The organism is Veillonellales bacterium, from assembly GCA_039680175.1.
In the GTDB taxonomy this organism is placed as follows: Bacteria; Bacillota; Negativicutes; order JAAYSF01; family JAAYSF01; genus JBDKTO01.
On sequence record JBDKTO010000030.1, the window covers coordinates 13,154 to 29,728 of the forward strand.

16 protein-coding genes are annotated in these 16,575 nt (G+C 50.3%); 1 reads left to right on the plus strand and 15 read right to left on the minus strand.

Going from position 1 to position 16,575, the window contains the following annotated elements; translation table 11 throughout:
• Positions 1 to 29: 29 nt before the first annotated feature.
• From msbA to lpxC, 6 genes are all read right to left on the minus strand, one after another.
• The gene (gene msbA, locus ABFC84_04815; protein MEN6412074.1) at positions 30 to 1,754 is read right to left on the minus strand and encodes a lipid A export permease/ATP-binding protein MsbA; all 1,725 of its coding nucleotides are present in this window, start codon (positions 1,752 to 1,754) and stop codon (positions 30 to 32) included.
• The gene (gene lpxB, locus ABFC84_04820; GenBank protein MEN6412075.1) at positions 1,751 to 2,902 is read right to left on the minus strand and encodes a lipid-A-disaccharide synthase; all 1,152 of its coding nucleotides are present in this window, start codon (positions 2,900 to 2,902) and stop codon (positions 1,751 to 1,753) included. The genes msbA and lpxB overlap by 4 nt, the downstream gene beginning before the upstream one ends.
• Before the next feature lie 117 nt (positions 2,903 to 3,019).
• Positions 3,020 to 3,823 (minus strand): UDP-2,3-diacylglucosamine diphosphatase LpxI, encoded by an 804-nt coding sequence (lpxI, locus tag ABFC84_04825; protein MEN6412076.1) that lies wholly within the window; start codon positions 3,821 to 3,823, stop codon positions 3,020 to 3,022.
• Positions 3,824 to 3,835: 12 nt separating this feature from the next.
• Complete coding sequence (gene lpxA / locus ABFC84_04830) at positions 3,836 to 4,657, minus strand: acyl-ACP--UDP-N-acetylglucosamine O-acyltransferase (protein ID MEN6412077.1); 822 nt, start codon at positions 4,655 to 4,657, stop codon at positions 3,836 to 3,838.
• 208 nt (positions 4,658 to 4,865) lie between these two features.
• Complete coding sequence (fabZ, locus tag ABFC84_04835; GenBank protein ID MEN6412078.1) at positions 4,866 to 5,291, minus strand: 3-hydroxyacyl-ACP dehydratase FabZ; 426 nt, start codon at positions 5,289 to 5,291, stop codon at positions 4,866 to 4,868.
• Complete coding sequence (gene lpxC / locus ABFC84_04840; protein MEN6412079.1) at positions 5,292 to 6,146, minus strand: UDP-3-O-acyl-N-acetylglucosamine deacetylase; 855 nt, start codon at positions 6,144 to 6,146, stop codon at positions 5,292 to 5,294. It abuts the gene before it with no gap.
• Between the two features lie 14 nt (positions 6,147 to 6,160).
• Between lpxC and ABFC84_04845 the strand changes: the two genes are divergently transcribed.
• Complete coding sequence (locus ABFC84_04845; protein ID MEN6412080.1) at positions 6,161 to 6,421, plus strand: hypothetical protein; 261 nt, start codon at positions 6,161 to 6,163, stop codon at positions 6,419 to 6,421.
• A gap of 33 nt (positions 6,422 to 6,454) precedes the next feature.
• Here ABFC84_04845 and ABFC84_04850 read toward each other — a convergent pair whose 3' ends face one another.
• The 9 genes from ABFC84_04850 to ABFC84_04890 form a co-directional block, all read right to left on the minus strand.
• A complete protein-coding gene (locus ABFC84_04850; GenBank protein MEN6412081.1) occupies positions 6,455 to 7,228 on the minus strand; it encodes an amino acid ABC transporter ATP-binding protein in 774 nt (257 codons plus the stop codon).
• A gap of 96 nt (positions 7,229 to 7,324) precedes the next feature.
• Positions 7,325 to 9,691 carry a hypothetical protein gene (locus ABFC84_04855; GenBank protein ID MEN6412082.1) on the minus strand — a complete coding sequence of 789 codons (2,367 nt, stop codon included), beginning with the start codon at positions 9,689 to 9,691 and terminating at the stop codon, positions 7,325 to 7,327.
• Positions 9,692 to 10,061: 370 nt separating this feature from the next.
• Positions 10,062 to 10,937, minus strand: a complete 876-nt coding sequence (locus tag ABFC84_04860; GenBank protein MEN6412083.1) for a lysophospholipid acyltransferase family protein — start codon at positions 10,935 to 10,937, stop codon at positions 10,062 to 10,064.
• A gap of 93 nt (positions 10,938 to 11,030) precedes the next feature.
• On the minus strand, positions 11,031 to 11,657 hold the full coding sequence (locus ABFC84_04865; protein ID MEN6412084.1) for a YjbH domain-containing protein: 627 nt from the start codon (positions 11,655 to 11,657) through the stop codon (positions 11,031 to 11,033).
• Positions 11,658 to 11,804: 147 nt separating this feature from the next.
• On the minus strand, positions 11,805 to 12,815 hold the full coding sequence (gene lpxD, locus ABFC84_04870) for a UDP-3-O-(3-hydroxymyristoyl)glucosamine N-acyltransferase (protein ID MEN6412085.1): 1,011 nt from the start codon (positions 12,813 to 12,815) through the stop codon (positions 11,805 to 11,807).
• Between the two features lie 24 nt (positions 12,816 to 12,839).
• Positions 12,840 to 13,262, minus strand: a complete 423-nt coding sequence (locus ABFC84_04875) for an OmpH family outer membrane protein (GenBank protein MEN6412086.1) — start codon at positions 13,260 to 13,262, stop codon at positions 12,840 to 12,842.
• 87 nt (positions 13,263 to 13,349) lie between these two features.
• A complete protein-coding gene (locus ABFC84_04880) occupies positions 13,350 to 14,372 on the minus strand; it encodes a hypothetical protein (protein MEN6412087.1) in 1,023 nt (340 codons plus the stop codon).
• A gap of 264 nt (positions 14,373 to 14,636) precedes the next feature.
• The gene (locus ABFC84_04885) at positions 14,637 to 15,110 is read right to left on the minus strand and encodes an OmpH family outer membrane protein (protein MEN6412088.1); all 474 of its coding nucleotides are present in this window, start codon (positions 15,108 to 15,110) and stop codon (positions 14,637 to 14,639) included.
• Between the two features lie 120 nt (positions 15,111 to 15,230).
• Entirely contained in the window at positions 15,231 to 16,517 is a 1,287-nt protein-coding gene (locus tag ABFC84_04890; protein ID MEN6412089.1) for a hypothetical protein, read from the minus strand.
• Between the last annotated feature and the right edge of the window lie 58 nt (positions 16,518 to 16,575).

The following is a 16,575-nucleotide window of genomic DNA, read 5'->3' on the forward strand; positions in this document are numbered from 1 at the left end:
ACCTCGCTTTATTCTGCTGCATATGAGGTTTAATGATTTCGAAATTGTACTTTATACAATTTATGATAGAGCCCGCCTAAGGCCAATAATTCGTCATGGGTGCCACGTTCGGAAATCCGGCCCTGCTGCATAACGAGAATCATATCGGCCCGCTGCACCGTCGAGAGACGGTGAGCAATGACAAAGGAAGTCCGGCCAATCATCAGTTTATCCAGGGCTTCCTGCACCAATTGCTCGCTCTCGGTATCCAAAGCGGAAGTTGCTTCATCCAGAATCAAAACCCGGGGATTTTTCAAAATAGCCCGGGCGATGGCAATTCGCTGCCGCTGGCCGCCGGACAGCTTCGAGCCCCGCTCGCCGATCTGGGTGTCGTACCCTTCCGGTAAATCTTCAATAAAGCTATGCGCATTGGCTGCCTTAGCCGCAGCGATAATATCTTCCCGCGATGCATCCAGTCTTCCATAAAGGATATTCTCATAAATCGAACCGTTAAACAGTATTGTCTCCTGCGGGACAATACCGATCTGTTCCCGCAGGGAATCCACGGTTACCTGCTTGATGTCAAAACCGTCAATGCTCACCTTACCGCCGGTCGGATCATAAAAGCGGGGAATCAGATTTACAATGGTTGTTTTACCGGCACCGCTGGGGCCCACAATGGCCACCATTTGACCCGGTTTTGCTTCCAGGTTCACTCGGCTGAGTACCGGTTCGCCGGATTTATATTCAAAATCAACGTCATGAAAAACAACATGTCCCTGAATCGACGGCAATTTTACCGCACCGGCAATATCCTGAATCTCCGGTTCGGTATCCAGCACGGAAAATACCCGTTCCGCCGCCGCCAGCGCCCGCTGAATGTTGCCGTATACCCGGCTGAGCCGTTTAATGGGGTTGGATATATTTACGGCATAAATCAAAAAGGCAATCAAAGAACCCGCCGTTAAATTGCCGTTGATAACTTCCCGTCCGCCATACCAAATGATTACCGTAACGCCGATGGCTGCCAAAAATTCAATCACCGGTGTCAGCGTGGCCATCAGTTGGGCTGTTTTCATCTGGGCTCGGAAATTAAAGTAATTTTCCTGGTTGAACCGTTCGATTTCGTAATCTTCCCGGACAAAGGATTTAATGACTCTCACAGCGGAAATGCTTTCCTGCAAAACGGAGGTAATATCTGCCGCTTTACTCTGCATGAGGCTGCTGGCTTTCCGCAGCTTTTTGCCGAAGATATTGATGGTATGAGCTACCAGGGGCAGAGTAATACAGGTCAGCAGGGACAGTTTCCAGTGAATGTAAACCATCGCCCCCATTGAGCCGAGCAGTGTCATGGCTTCGGTCACCATTTCGATCATGCTGTCCACCAAAGCGCCTTGAAGAGCTGCCACGTCGTTGGTAATATAGCTCATAATGGCTCCGGTCTGGCGTTTTTCATAATAGGACAGGGACAGTTTCTGAAGATGCCGGTAAATAGCCTCCCGGATATCAATGACCACCTTCTGGCCGACAAAAGACATTAAGTATGTCTGCCCGTAAAAAAAGATGCCTCGCAGCAAATACACCACAATAATGCCAATGGCAATGCTGTTCAGCATCAGCATATCCTTGGCGGTCAGGACCTCATCAATGACACTTTTCAAAATCCAGGGCACATACAGGTTGGCACTGGCCGCCAGCATAATACATACAATGGCAGCTGCCACCCGCGTTATATAGGGCCGGATATAATTGATCAATCGCAGATATACGGTCATGTTTGTCCTCCAGCGTACTTGGCCGCTGTGTCCAGAATGACTTTTGCCACCCGGTCAACGGCACCCGCTTCCCCTAGTTTTGCTTTAACTTCCGCCAAATCCCTCAGCACACGCTGCCGTGTTCCCTGCCGGCATAAAATCTCCAGGGTTTCTTGGGCAATATTGCCGGGATTGGCAGCACCCTGCAGCAATTCGGGCAATATTTTCCGTCCGGCAACAATATTCGGTAAACTGATATGAGGAATTTTAACTAAAAACCGGCCAAAAAAATATGTAAGAGCCGCGACTTTATAAATAATCACCGTAGGCAGATCTAACAGCGCAGCCTCTAATGTCACGGTGCCGGAAGCCGCGATTCCAATATCGGCTATGTTCATCAAATCATAATTATTGCTGCTGGTCAATACAATGGGAACCTGATATTCTTTTACAAAATTCTGCAGCATTTCCCGGGAAATTGTCGAAGCGATCGGTAAAAAGAATTGACAGTCCTGCCTTTGTTCCGCAATTTTTTCCGCTGCCGCCAGCATTACCGGCAGCAAGTTGACAAGCTCCTGCCGGCGGCTGCCGGGCATTAGCAATACAACCGGTTTCGCCGGATCAGCCTTAAAAAAACGGTAGGCCGCTGCTTTGGTCATTGACGGTCTGGCAATATCCACCAGGGGATTGCCGACAAAAACAACATCCGCTCCCGCCTGACGGTAGGCATCGGCTTCAAAGGGAAAAATAGCCGCTACTTTTTCCACCGTCGCTGCCACTTCCTTAGCCCGGCCCCTGCCCCAGGCCCATACCGACGGACTGATATAAGAAACCACCGGTATCCCTTTTTCTTTAGCGACTTTAGCCAGGCGCATATTAAATCCGGGATAGTCGATAACGACTAAAACATCCGGTTTTTCCCGGTCCATCAATGCTGCCAGCATATTCCGCAGACGAAACAGCCGGGGTAGATTTCTAACTACTTCCACCAGGCCGATCACACCTAAATCAGCAATATCATAAGCGATTTTCACTCCGGCCTGCCGCATCGCCTGACCGCCCATGCCGATCAGCTCAATATCCGGGCAGTTTTTTTTCAGGGCGGCGGCAACACTGGCACCGTGCAAATCCCCGGAGGCTTCGCCGACGGAAATCATTACTTTGTACATAACAGGCCTCCATTACCATCACTGCAAAAATACAACAATATTGAAACCGCAAAGACGCGAAGAACTAGCGGGAATACGCTGCTGCGCATCCAAACTTCGCGTCTCTAGGGTTATTATTTACATAGCCATAATTGCTATTCCGTTGTCATTTGCCAATTTTAGCACTGTTTCCCGCTCCACCAGCAGTGTTTTGCCGGCTTCAATTACCAGCGCCTTCGCTCCGGCCTCAATCATCGCCCGCAGGGTATCGGGGCCGACGCTGGGTACGTCAAACCGCATGTCCTGGTTGGGTTTGGCCGCCTTGGCCACTGTAACTCCTCCCCGGCCTAATTGGCCGCCCCGGCGAATACAGCTGTCCGTACCTTCAATGGCTTCTACTGCCATAACCGCCCTGTCTTTGACAACGACAGTCTGGCCGATATCCAGTCCGCCGATTTGCCGGGCCATGGAAAAACCGAAATCCATGTCCGCCTGCTCCGCGGCGGAAGGCCGACGACTGGTCAACAAGCCGGGAGACGGCATCAATGTCCGAATCAATTTTGTCTGGTCCAGGATACCGATTCCCGCCGCTGCCAGTTCCCGGACAAAAGCCAGCATAAGGGTATCGTCACTGTTATCCGGTAACCCGGTCAAAAGTTTTTGCATGCGGCTATCCCGTTGAACGGTACCGGCAAACAGCAATTCTTTCGTGACCTTGCCCAGCATGGTAACCTGCTCCGCTTTTTCACTTTTTAAAGTCGTAATAATGCGATCTAATTCTCCTACGCTAATGCTGTACATTTTCTGCGCCGCCGCCGCCAGTTCCCTGTCCACGTCCGGCACAAGCCCAATGGCAATCACGGCAAAGCCCATGCCATGAGCGGCACGGGCAAATTCAACCGGCAGCCGGCCAAGCCCGGCTAATAAACCAATTGTTTTCATTTGTTCTCTCCCTTATTCAGAAACTTCCCGCCGGCCGCGGCAAATTCCCCGCTCCGCATTCCGCAGGAAGCGAAGAAAATGTTCTATTTCATTACAAGCTTCCAGTTCCTGTTCCATTACGGCAATGGCCTGATCCAGGCTCAAGCCGGAACGATAAAGAATTTTATAGGCTTTTTTCAGCGTACGGCGAGCGTCCAGACTGACTCCGGCCCGTGACAAGCCTACATTATTGAGACCGGATACTTTTGCCGGATGACCGTCGACGATAACATACGGCGGCACATCTTGTACTACTTTCGAAGCACCGCCGACCATGGCGTTTTTACCGATTTTTACGAATTGATGCACACCGGATAAACCGCCAATGACAACCCGGTCTTCCACAACAACGTGCCCGGCTAATGTCGCGGCATTAGACATAACTACATAATTGCCGACAACACAATTATGAGCCACATGGGTATAGGCCATCAGCAAACAGTTGGAGCCGATGCGAGTTTCCTCCCCTTCACCGGTAGCCCGGTGAACAGTAGCGAATTCCCTGATTCTGGTATTATCTCCGATAAATACATAACTTTTCTCGCCGGTAAATTTCAAATCCTGAGGTTCGGCGCCAAGGGAAGCACTGGGAAAGATAATACAATTTTTGCCGATACTGGTCCAGCCATCTATAACAACATGAGCGCCGATTTTGGTACCATCGTCGATTAATACGTTTTCGCCAATTACCGCATAAGGTCCGATTTCCACATCCTTACCAATGCGGGCACCGGGATGAATAACTGCCGTTTCATGTACTTGATGCAGAGGTATTACTACCTTTTCCGGTTTTATCAACAAAATCAACTCCTTCTTAACTGAGTATGCTGCGTTTGCCCACTGGTTAGCATCGGAAACGCCCTACCTCTAAAAATAAAATCCGACTATCCAGTCGTATAGTGGTAAGTTATATTCATCCCAATTTAGCGGTATTTGCGCATATTTACGTACTAACGCAATCTAGCACACAAAGAGCAGTATTTTTTTCGTATTTTCATCCTTATCAGGTTAAGGCAAACAAAAATTCACCTTCCGCCACCAGTTGCTCGTCAACATAAGCCTGAGCCCACAATTTTCCCATGCTGCCACGGACTTTAAGCAGTTCCGCCACTAGGCGCAGCTGATCACCGGGCACTACCGGCTTGCGGAATTTCACCCGGTCAATACCGGCAAAAACAGCCACTTTGCCTCTGTTTTCCTCCGGCTGGAGCATGGCAACTCCGCCGACCTGGGCCATGGCTTCCAGTATAAGAACGCCAGGCATAATCGGTTTCCCAGGAAAATGGCCCTGAAAAAATTGCTCGTTGATCGTCACATTTTTAATACCAACAGCCCGTTTCATCGGTTCAAGTTCCACGATGCGGTCAACCAGCAGCATTGGATACCGATGGGGAATAATCTTTTGAATTTCTGTCGAAGACAACATAATTTATTCAACTCCCTCAGCAATTGTGCACAACTTGAATGCTATTTTTTTTGCAAGCATTGTATTTAAGGAATGGCCGGATTTTACAGCAATCACATGGCCGTATACGCGGCCAACCAAAGCCAAATCCCCGACAATATCCAGGATTTTATGCCGTACTAATTCATCGGAGAAACGAAGGGGCGTAAGCACCTGGGTATCGTCATAAACAATGGCATTGCCCAGACTGCCCCCCAGAGCCAGTCCCTGGGCCTGCAGCGCTTCAATTTCATGCATAAAGCCGATGGTCCGGGCCGGCGCAATCTCCCGGCGAAAATTTCCCGGCGTTATTTCGTAATCGCCAAACTGTACACCCAGCAGGGGGTGCGCATTAATCGAAGTAAAGGTAATCCGAAAACCTTCATAAGGCAAAATCGCAATAAACTTATCCTGCTGCCGTACCGCCTGCGCCGCAGTGATCCGGACTACTGCCCGCGGCTTGTCCTGCTCAATGATTCCTGCAGACTGAATCAACTGCAAAAAGGGCAGCGCGCTGCCGTCACCGACGGGAGGTTCAATGGAATTGATCTCCACTATACAGTTATCCACCTGTACGGCGCTGAAAGCAGCCAGCAGATGCTCTACAGTGAATACCTTTGCCTCCCCCTTCTCCAGGGTAGTTGCCCGCATAGCGTTTGTAACATTAGCAGCTTTCGCCTCCACCCGGGGAGCTCCCGGCAAATCAACGCGGGCAAATACAATACCGGTTTCTGTCGGTGCCGGATTTAAAGTAATAGTAACATCCCGGCCGGAATGAAGTCCGATGCCGGTATAGGTAACTGCTTTCGCCAAAGTAGTCTGGCGCTCAATAGTATCCATGGAAATCCTCCTAGATGATAACCTTTGTATATTCTACAGAATATCCGCCATTCCTGCAAGAGCTAGCGGGAGATTTTTTTTGCGACTGGCGGTTGGTTTTTGGCTGTTGGCGATTGGCTGCTGGCACTTGGCTGTTGGGACTTGGCTCTTGGGACTTGGCTGTTGGCTGTAGCACTACATTCTGTCATTGCGAGCGGCAGCGAAGCAATCTCATGGTTGCGATCGCCTATCCGGCGTCGAGATCGCCACGGCTAACGCCTCGCGATGACAGCTAGAATGGCTGTTGGCTCATAGCCAATCGCCTTCGCTCATGCACTTCGTTTGCCGGCGAGGGAGAGGGCACTGGTATTCATTTGATACTCAATCAGTTCCTTGTATTGTTTGCCGACAAAGGACCGGGGATTAACAAACACTTGAAACGGCTGGCCTTCTTCTACAATACTGCCTTTGTCCATCAGCATGATCCGGTCGGCAACGTGAAGGGCAAAAGCGATTTCGTGGGTCACAACCAGCATGGCGCTGGCACGATACTTGGCCAGCTCTTCCATAACGACCAGCACTTCCCGTACTAAAATCGGATCGAGCGAAGCTGTCGGTTCATCCCATAGCATCAGTTCCGGCTCAAAAGCCAAAGCCCGGGCGATGCCTATCCGCTGCTGCTGACCGCCGGACATTTCGCCCGGTTTATGGTCATGGCGGTTTTCCAAGCCCACCTTGCGAAGAGCTGCCGCTCCTTTTTCACGGGCCAATTCCCTGGGCATACCGCTCATTACCAGGCCCAGCATCACGTTTTCCAACGCCGTTAACCGGCCGATGAGATTAAACTGTTGAAAAACAAAGCCGATACGTTTTCGCATATCCCGCAGTTCGTCCGGATTCAAAGCTGTAATCTCCGTATCGCCAATCAGGATAGAACCTTGATCCGGCTCCACCAAACGGTTAATCGTCCTGATGGTAGTGGATTTGCCGCAGCCTGACGGCCCCATAAGAGCTACCGTTTCGCCCCGTCCGACAGTCAGATTGACGCCGTTAACCGCTACCAGACTGCCGAATTGCTTATATAAGTTTTGAATCGTAAGCATGGTAAATCACCTCCTTTGGTTTTTGGCGGTTGGCGATTGGCTGTTGGCACTTGGCACTTGGCTGTTGGCCCATAGCCCATCGCTCATCGCTCATCGCTACTTAAACTTCACTTTACGGCTATTCAGCTTCTGAAGCAGACCGGGTCTGGCAGCGGGGATGACAATTTCACGCATGATTTCGTCAAAAGACAATCCCAGGGATTCTCCGGCCATCACTTCTTCGGCCGACAACGGACTGATCTTTTCCGCATAGCCGGCTACAATCAATCCCAGCAGTCCGCCGACAACCGGCACACCAATCCAAGGCAGATAAGGAATACCGCCGCGGGCGATAATAAACATCGCTGTCAGCAGCACCGCCCCCATCATCATACCGTATTGGCGTTCCGGTGCGGTAAAGAACGCCGCAATCCGTCCTATGACTCCGCGCCAGCCCCTGGCCCCGGCCTTCCTGTTGACCAAGCGCTTGCGACGAATAATGGTCATGATTGCAGTATGATCCAGCGCCAGAAATAATATAGTGGCGATGATGGCCGTCATCCCGGCTAAAATAGCCCGGACTTCATTAAGCACCTGATACAGTTCACCGCGGGGATTGGGTTCAATCACCCCCAGAGCAGTGGAATACAGGGATACCTGATTATGACCCACTTGATTATAAACAATTGGCGCCACCGCATCGGTACTGATATTACTAGTGGTCAGAATCTGAATCCTCTGACCGGGAATAACCTGACCGGCAATGAATTGGTCCATCAAATTAATGGAGTTGCTGATATCTTCGTCCTTCAGGTTCGGCGCCGCAGCCGCCATATACTGGAGCTGGGTGGTAATCAGCGGTACATTCAGCTGCTGCAGTTGATTCAGCCGGTTATTGGCATCGTTCAGATTATTCCGTGCACCGTTGACATCAAAAGCGCGAAGGGCAGCTATGGTGGAATGGCCATTGACAGTAATGGCGTCAATAGCCGTTTGGGCGCGGCGGGCATTTGCCGACACATTATCCAAGTCGCTTAAATCGGACTTGAGACTTTCAAGACTATGCCGGGTGGCTGTCAGACCGCTAATTGAGTCTGCCACATCGCCATTCACTAATTTGACGACCTGCAAAGTATTAATCAACCCGCCGACAGCCCGGGAAGAATTATCAATTTGAACCTGCATGGAACTGGTATCGATATTGGCCAGACCACTGGTGGCCGCCTGAATGGTGTTTCCGGCAGTCTGCACATCGCTCAGCGTCTGATCCAGGGCATTTACGCCTCTGCCGTAGTTATCCAAAGCCCCAAGGGCAATATTGCTCATATTTTGCGTATCTTGCGCGAAGCCTGGAATCTGACTTACCAGTTTGGATGTCTCCGTCAGTGCGCCGCCCAATTGCTGACGCGGATTACTGTACGTTGCAGTACCTGCCGGTTCACCTATCACATTATTGATCAGCTTATAACCCGGATTGCTGCCAAGGCCGGCAGCCTCGCCCTGAGTAATAATTCCCTCCGCAGTTCCGTCGGCACGCACTCCGGTTATCTGTACCAGAACATTCCCCTTATCCGGTGCAGCACCAGGCGGTACCATTGCCGCAGCTGTTCCCTGGAAGGCAACCTTGTCTCCTTTGGTGAGTTTGACATTAGCGGACGGTACAATCACTACCTGCGTCGCATAAGCAGTCAAAAAGCGCTTCAACTCCATCATCGTACTGACCAGGGAAGTCATGTCATCATTCTTCCCATCAACGGATACGTTTTTGGCGTATTCCAGCTTCAGTTTATCCTGCATGTCGCTGGCAATAGCCTCACCCATACGAATCGGATTGGACGGCTCGCTGCCTACGGGGAAGCTGATTTCAATCACCTGATACTGCTTAAGAACTTCTTTAATTTGGTAATCCACCGGAGACGCTTTATCCAAAGATGACAAAACAACACCAATCGACGCACCGTCATGAAAAACAAAGCGCACCCCGTCAATTTGAGAAATACGGTCCATCAGCATGTTTTTAGCTCCTTCCGGCACACCCCGGATGGTCAAGCGCGGTTCGGTGAGCACACCGACTCCGGCCCCGCCGGGAATACTGCCGAAAGTCTTGCTTAAATCCTCATATGTCTGCTTGGTCTTATATTGTTCCGGCAAAGCCACAAAAAAAGATGTCTTGCCGGTAATCGTCGGTCCCTCTTTCATTTTTGCCCCGGGAAATGCATCATCAATTACCTTTTGAATCTGCAGAGCTGTATCCTCTTTTACTTCTTCCCGTGCCTGAATAATGATATCATATTCACCATAGTCGCCGACCAGACTGGCCAGGGCTTTGGAAAAATAAGCGTTAGCGGCCAAGGATACCGTGGTGGCCAACAGTGAACCAATCACGATACTTACCACGACCAGAGTCAGTATGTCCCGGTTAAAAGTATCCTGCAAAATACTGCGAGTCCATAATTTTTTGATCCTGTTTACGAAGTTCCGCATGGTTCATTCACCTCTTTCCATCAGGGATATATTATATCACGTATATCATTTATGTGTCTATAAGTATATACTATTATAGATATTTGTATATACTGGTAAGTAAACGACCGGGCGGTTGGGTCATAGCACTTGGCACTTGGTACTTGGTACTTGGCACGTGGCGGTTGGTACTAAATTTTGTCATTGCGAGCCGCAGCGAAGCAATCTCACGGCTGCGGTTGCCTATCCGGCGTTGAAATCGCCACGGCTAACGCCTCGCGATGACAGTTCATACGCCCATCGCCATATACAAAAAAAAATTGCTTTGCTGCGTTCATAATAACATCACTGCGATGTATTATACGAAACGTAGCAAGCAATTGATTGCTGTTTAGTGGTTTCGAGTCTCCGGCGGCCGATGTTTCCAGCGGTTATGGAGCCAAAACCACTCCTGAGGATGCTTGCGAATATGCTGCTCAACAATTTTTGTCAGCAGCTGCATGGTAACGCGGATATCCTCGTCCCGGTCGGTGGTTTTATTGACCCAGACCGGTGGATGAATGACGGCACTGTGACTGCCATCGCTATTTTCGGTAATAAACGCCGGCACAATCGGTGCTCCCTTCAGCCGGGCCAAAGCCGCCGCGCCCTGAGGAGTGGAAGCCGGGCGGCCAAGAAAATCGACAAACACTCCGTCTCCGCCGGCATCCTGATCAATCAGCAGGCCGACTATTTTGCCGTCTCCCAGCAGCCGAATCATTTCCCGCACACCGGTTTTGTAAGTAACATACATACCGGCACGAGTACGATACTCATTAATAAACCGATCCATAGCCGCATTGGTCTGCTTCTGGACGACAGCGACCAGCGGATAATCATGCATTGCCAATGCGGCCCCGAGAAGTTCCCAATTCCCGCTATGGGCGGTAGCCAGTACTGCTCCATGTCCATGGGATAATGCTTCGGTTAAATATTCGCCGCCAATCATCCGAACATGATGTCCGATATTAGCAGCATTCAGTCGTGGAATACGCAGCACCTCTAAAAACATTTTGCCAAAACGAGTGGTACTCTGCTTCGCAATTGCGGCTGCCGTTTTTTCGTTTACTGCCAAACTGCTGATGATATTATGAATGGCCATGAGTTTCCGCTTCTGCGGCACAATCGGCCAGCACAAAGCTCCCAGGGCATTGCCAAAACAGCGGCACACCGATGCCGGCAAAATGCAGACCACTGCGCTGAAAACTTTCACTATCGTATAAAGCATGGGTTCCTCCTAGATAGGCACTTGGCGATTGGCTGTTGGCTCATAGCTCATAGCTCATAGCCCATAGCCCATAGCCCATCGCCATATCGCAGATTAGTTCGTAAAACTGACGCCAAAACAGGTCTGATGCTGACGATAGCCGGCATCCAGTTTTACCCCGGGGACGATGGACAGCCGGGCGCCGTAATTCATTCCGTGTCCATCATATTCCGCCATGAATGTAGTCGCCGGGAAGGTGTTGCTGCCGGTAATCATGCCGATAGGGTTGACGGTCTTCTCAATACCGGCAAAAACACCGTCATAGCGGCCGTTTCCCATGCCAACGTGCAGGCGAAAGCCAAAAGGCAGGCTTTTACTGGCTACCGCATATAAAGTGCGTTTATCCGTATTGGCTATATCCTCCGCTCCCACAGCCAGACCGGGAGTCAGAATGGTTTCCGGCACTATTCCCCATTTGGCATTTACGCAATTTTTATCTTCCCGGTCATTATAACGGAATCCGGCGACGCCGACTTCCATATGTCCGCCGATATTGGCGTCGAACACACCCACTCTGCCGTCTTTCAGGTGATAATATCCCAAAGAAATTTGCCCTTCCTGCAAAACAGCGGCAGTCGGATTATTGATCATCCCGGTGGAACCGTTTACCGACGGAGCCGCACCGGCCGGCGCGGCAATCAGCAATATGGCGCACAAAGTGCCCAGCATATATTTTTTCACGAATTGTTTCTCCCTTCGAATTAGCCGCTTATGGTTCAACGATATTCAATAATTCAGCAAAAACAGACATAATCCTGCTGAGAAGCGACAGGTAATATTTGATAATTCAAAGGGAAAGAGACAGCCTTTGCAGCCGCCTCTCTTTAGTCATTGTTCTATCCTGGCTAAGCGTTTCTCCAAATCCCGCACTTTTTTGATCAAGTCCGGCACCTTGTACAGCGAAGCCTCGGCCCGCAGCCATTCTTTATGCGGTCGGGCGGGAAAGCCGGCATAAAAAGACCCGGCAGGAATATCGCCGATCGGTGCCGATCGGGCGGCAAAAATACAGTTATCGCCGACTGTCAGATGTCCGGCACTACCGCATTGGCCGGCAAAAGTCACGTGATTGCCGATTTTTGCACTGCCGGCAATTCCTGTCTGGGCTACCAAAAAGCAATCTTCCCCAATCACCACATTATGGGCCAAATGAACCAGATTATCAATTTTTGTTCCCCGCCTGACCAGCGTACTGCTGGTAGTAGCCCGGTCGATAGTCACATTTGCCCCAATCTCCACATCGTCTTCAATCACTACATTGCCTACCTGGGGAACTTTATGGTGAACGCCCTCCTGGGTAACAAAGCCAAATCCGTCACTGCCAATGACCGCACCGCTATGAATCAGTACACGGTCGCCAATTCGACAGTTTTCCCTTACAGTTACATTGGGATAAATATAAACATCCCGGCCGATATGAACATTTTCACCAATATAGGTGTGGGGATAAAGAATTGTATTGTCGCCGATCGCTGCTTTATCCGCAATCACTACATAAGGCATTATTGCAATATCTTTGCCAAGTTTCACATTCTGACCGATAATAGCGGTGGGGTGAACGCCCCGCACAATGGCAGGCGGCGGATTAAATATCTCCAGCAGCCTGGTAAAGGCCACCCGGGGATTAGCTACCCGAATGGCCGGTTTGACAAATTCCGTGACGGTATCCGGCAGAATCACCGCGGCCGCCCCGGATAAGCCCGCCTGTTCAATATAAGGCACGACGGCAAAGGTAATCTCTTCGGCCCCGGCATCTTCCATACCGGACACCCCTGCAATCACAATCTCTCTATCGCCTAAAACCGTACCGTTTACCAGGTCGGCGATTTCACCAAGCTTCATTTTCACCGGAAGTCCTCCCTGGTTTTATTGCATTTTTTGAATTACATCATCCGTTATATCGGTTCCGCCCTGAGCTACGCCATTCTTATACAAAACAACTCCCAGTTTCTTATCTTTGGATACCTGCTCCAAAGCCTGTTTAATACTGGCATCAATCTGACTTTCCAGTTCCTGTTTGTTCTTCATGAATTCAGTATAGGCAGCTTCCTGCTTTTTTTGGAAATCCTCAGCGGATAAATTGGCCTTGTCCTTTTCCAGCTGATCGCTTAATTCCTTGCCCTTTTGGTTAAGCTGATCCTGAAATTGTTTCACTTGCGGACTGTCGGACATGACTTTGTTCACATCCAGTACGCCAATATTCTGCGAGCTTGTACTGCAGCCGCTAAGCAGCAGGGATGCAGCAAAAACTATCAGCAGCAGTACAACTAATTTTTTGGTTTGTTTCATTATGAATCCTCCAATCATCCATTCTTCCATCTGCCTGGTGATATCTTTACTATACCCAGCGCAGATATTTTTAGTCCGGCTATTTTGTTACTGCAGCCGGGATGAAAAAGTACTAAATTCGTTAATCACACTCATGGTAATATCCTCGGCGCTAAGATTAACCCGGACATTAGCCAGTACGGTTTCCATTCCCCGCCCGGCGGCGACTTGAGCGGCTTTATCACGGATATCCTCAATGATAGCCTGCTGCAAAGAATCAATTTCCTGCCGCTTTAGCGCCAGCATTTTTTCATCCTCCCCGGTATCCGGCAAACGCGGGGAAGCAGTCGTATCCGGAGGCGGATTCTCCGGCAGCAGTGTCTGATTCCGGGAAGATATCTCCGCCGCCTTTGCCGCCGCCTTTTGATCGATTTCCTCCTGCAGCTGCCGGGAGAAAGCTGCCAGCTGCTCCTCGGCCTCACTCTTCGCCGCCAGCGTAACAGAATCAAGACGAGCCGTCAGTGATTGTTCCCGGGCAGCGGCTTTTACGGAACGCTCCTGCTGTAATTGTTCCAGTTGCTCCGCCAACGCGGCCATTTCTCCTTTTTCCAACTGAAGGGTTTTCAATTTCAGCTGAAGGCTGAAAATCGGCGTTTGATATTGTTGATCCAATTCTTCGTTGTAAGCCTGCCGTTCCGCCGCTAGTTCCTGCCGGGTCCGGGCGGTTTTGCTGTCGACAGCATCCTTCAATTCCGCCTGTTTCGCTGCCATACGGGCATTATACTCTTGCTCAAAAGCAGCCCCGCTATTTTCCCGGGGCTCTTCCGGCAGAGGAATAAGCGGCTGTTCCCCTGCCCCCGCATTGTTGCTTGAGTTCATGGCGGCACTGGACTGCCGGGATTCCAGTTTTGCGGCCAGAAGATTGTATTGCTGCTGCAGCGCCGCCAGCTGCGGATATTTAGGATGGGCTTTGATTGCCTTATTCATGTCGATTACGCCGATTTGAGGCGCTGCGGGCGACTTGGTGTCCTGCGCCGGTTTAAAAAAACAACCGGTGATCAGAAAGGCGGCGGTCACTGTCAGCAGAGAAAAAGAAAGAATCCTGGGATTACGAAACACCAAATCACCCACTTTCCAAATTAAATGGCAAAAAATTAACCGCGGAGACCATGGAGAGCCCGGCGGAGAGTATTCTATTTTCTCTGTGTGGTAAACATACCACACTGCCGCAATTTTTTAATAAGAGCCGAGCTGGTCACCCGCTCGGCCATTCCCTGGTTATGAAATTTTATTTCCGGCGGTGAGTCGAGACTCCCGCCTCTATAAGCCGCGTTGATTCAGGCGGGGGTGACTCCCCGCCTGAATTGCCGATGTTGCAGCTTTGCTGAAACGAATTTACTTACCGCCTAATTTTTTCATTACATCGTCGGTTATATCCTGACCGCCATACACTACGTTGCTTTTATCCAGAACAACGGCGATGCCTTTTGCATCGGCAACGGATTTAATGGCCGCATCCACTTTATCAAAGATCGGTCCGATCAGTTCCTGCTGCTTCAGGTTTAACCGCTGCTGTACCTGCATGTAGTAGTCTTGTTTTTCTTTGTCATTCATATTGGCCGTTTTCGTATCGAAATCCTGCTTTGCTGCTTCCACTTCGGTTTGCATGGCGTCCTGCGCCTTAGCCATATCCGGATGCTGAGAAACCAGCAATTGATGGTTTACCACTCCAATGTTGGAGGAACTGCTGGCATTTGCCACATTGGTTTTACCGGTTTGCGACAACGCCAGTCCGGCAACTCCCAAGACAAAGAATGCAACGATGGCTAATGATATGATTTTAACTTGTTTTTTTTGCAAATTTAACACGAATAAACTCCTTCTCTCTCGCCTGACGGCACTCTATTTTCTATTACCATTATGATTATAGCAGGGTATATGTCCAGTTTCAAGAATTATCATTAGTCCTGGTATTTTATTGCAATCTTTCTACAATTCAGCTACCAGACGCAGCCACTTATCCTTATTGGTAAACACATATTCGACACTTAAAAAATCATGGAATCTATACCGCAGTCCCACTTCGTCCAAATCCGTAACCGGCGTGCGCTCCAGCCGCAAAGACCAGTTGTCAGGAAGACTCTGATTAATAAAAACAATGTTCCGATCATCGGTGAGATTATATTTAAAGCCGATGAAAGTGGAAGCGCCGACCCTGTGGGACCAGCCAGGCATAATTTTCCAGGTAACGCTGCTGGGGAAAAAATCCGTCTCCACAAACAATTCGTTCCGCGCATCAGTAAACTTTCCCCCATGGAGTCTGACGGAAGTATTATCCGTCGCCCGTCCCATATCCAGATACCCTTCCAGTGTCACTTTATACCTGGTCGTCTCAGCATCCAGCATAACCTCCGTATCCGCCGCCGGCTGAAGGACAGGCGTTAAGGTAATTCCGTAGCGGCGGGTGATTGAACTCGCCGCCGCGGCAGCTGTCAGCCGGGTGGTAAAAATATCCCGGTGCCGTTCCACAAAAGAAACCGGCAATCCCCGCAGCATCACGGCAAATTCGTCAAGGGACGGCCTGGCCTGAGCCAGCAGCACGTTGGGAATCGTGTGAGACCGCAGTGACACATGAACATCCTGGATCATTGCACCCTGAGGCACTAAAGATATTCTTACCACCGTTTTGGGGCCGGAAGCCACATCAATATTGGCCCGGAATTCCGGCAGCCGATCCGCCACCAAATCCCGAATGACAGTCTTACTCACTCCGCCAGCCCAGTCGACGGCATCGATCGGCAGACCAATGAGGACATCCGTCACTTTTCCCTGGATATCGCCTAAATCCTGCCTGACCAGTTCAGCCACTGCCGGCTGCATGCCCGTCGAATCGATTTCCAGCTCTACTGCCTTGACTATTTCGCCCCAGGGAGCCAGGGTAACGTCAATGTGGGTTTCAACTCCCGGGGTGATTTCTACCTGATCAACGGAGTATCCCACCAGGATGCGGTCGAATACTTCTTTGATAATGCCTTCATAAGAACTTCTTCCGTCTGCGATATCAGCGACTTTGCGCCCGATTAAGACCTGCTGGCCTACTGTACTCACGCTATTGGCCATTCGCTTGGCGATAAGAGGCGGCAGCGGAGAATCGCTGCCGGCAGTAATGCTGACAGAAACTGTTTCCACCGCCGCCGCGGCCAATGCTGTCCCCGGCAGGGAAAAAACCAAAAACAATGTCAGTATACAGAGAAAAACCGGAAAACGTTTCTTCATGCCACACACCTCCTATTATGTACAGAAGGAGTCAGGCCGAAACCTGACTCCACTGTGC

Bases quoted from the DNA above. Each gene is read 5' to 3' on its own strand.
- ABFC84_04860 (MEN6412083.1), bottom strand. From the start codon at position 10,937: ATGCTTTATACGATAGTGAAAGTTTTCAGCGCAGTGGTCTGCATTTTG.
- ABFC84_04845 (MEN6412080.1), top strand. From the start codon at position 6,161: ATGATAACCTTTGTATATTCTACAGAATATCCGCCATTCCTGCAAGAG.
- lpxC (MEN6412079.1), bottom strand. From the start codon at position 6,146: ATGGATACTATTGAGCGCCAGACTACTTTGGCGAAAGCAGTTACCTAT.
- ABFC84_04850 (MEN6412081.1), bottom strand. From the start codon at position 7,228: ATGCTTACGATTCAAAACTTATATAAGCAATTCGGCAGTCTGGTAGCG.
- lpxD (MEN6412085.1), bottom strand. From the start codon at position 12,815: ATGAAGCTTGGTGAAATCGCCGACCTGGTAAACGGTACGGTTTTAGGC.
- lpxB (MEN6412075.1), bottom strand. From the start codon at position 2,902: ATGTACAAAGTAATGATTTCCGTCGGCGAAGCCTCCGGGGATTTGCAC.
- lpxI (MEN6412076.1), bottom strand. From the start codon at position 3,823: ATGAAAACAATTGGTTTATTAGCCGGGCTTGGCCGGCTGCCGGTTGAA.
- msbA (MEN6412074.1), bottom strand. From the start codon at position 1,754: ATGACCGTATATCTGCGATTGATCAATTATATCCGGCCCTATATAACG.
- ABFC84_04875 (MEN6412086.1), bottom strand. From the start codon at position 13,262: ATGAAACAAACCAAAAAATTAGTTGTACTGCTGCTGATAGTTTTTGCT.
- ABFC84_04855 (MEN6412082.1), bottom strand. From the start codon at position 9,691: ATGCGGAACTTCGTAAACAGGATCAAAAAATTATGGACTCGCAGTATT.
- ABFC84_04890 (MEN6412089.1), bottom strand. From the start codon at position 16,517: ATGAAGAAACGTTTTCCGGTTTTTCTCTGTATACTGACATTGTTTTTG.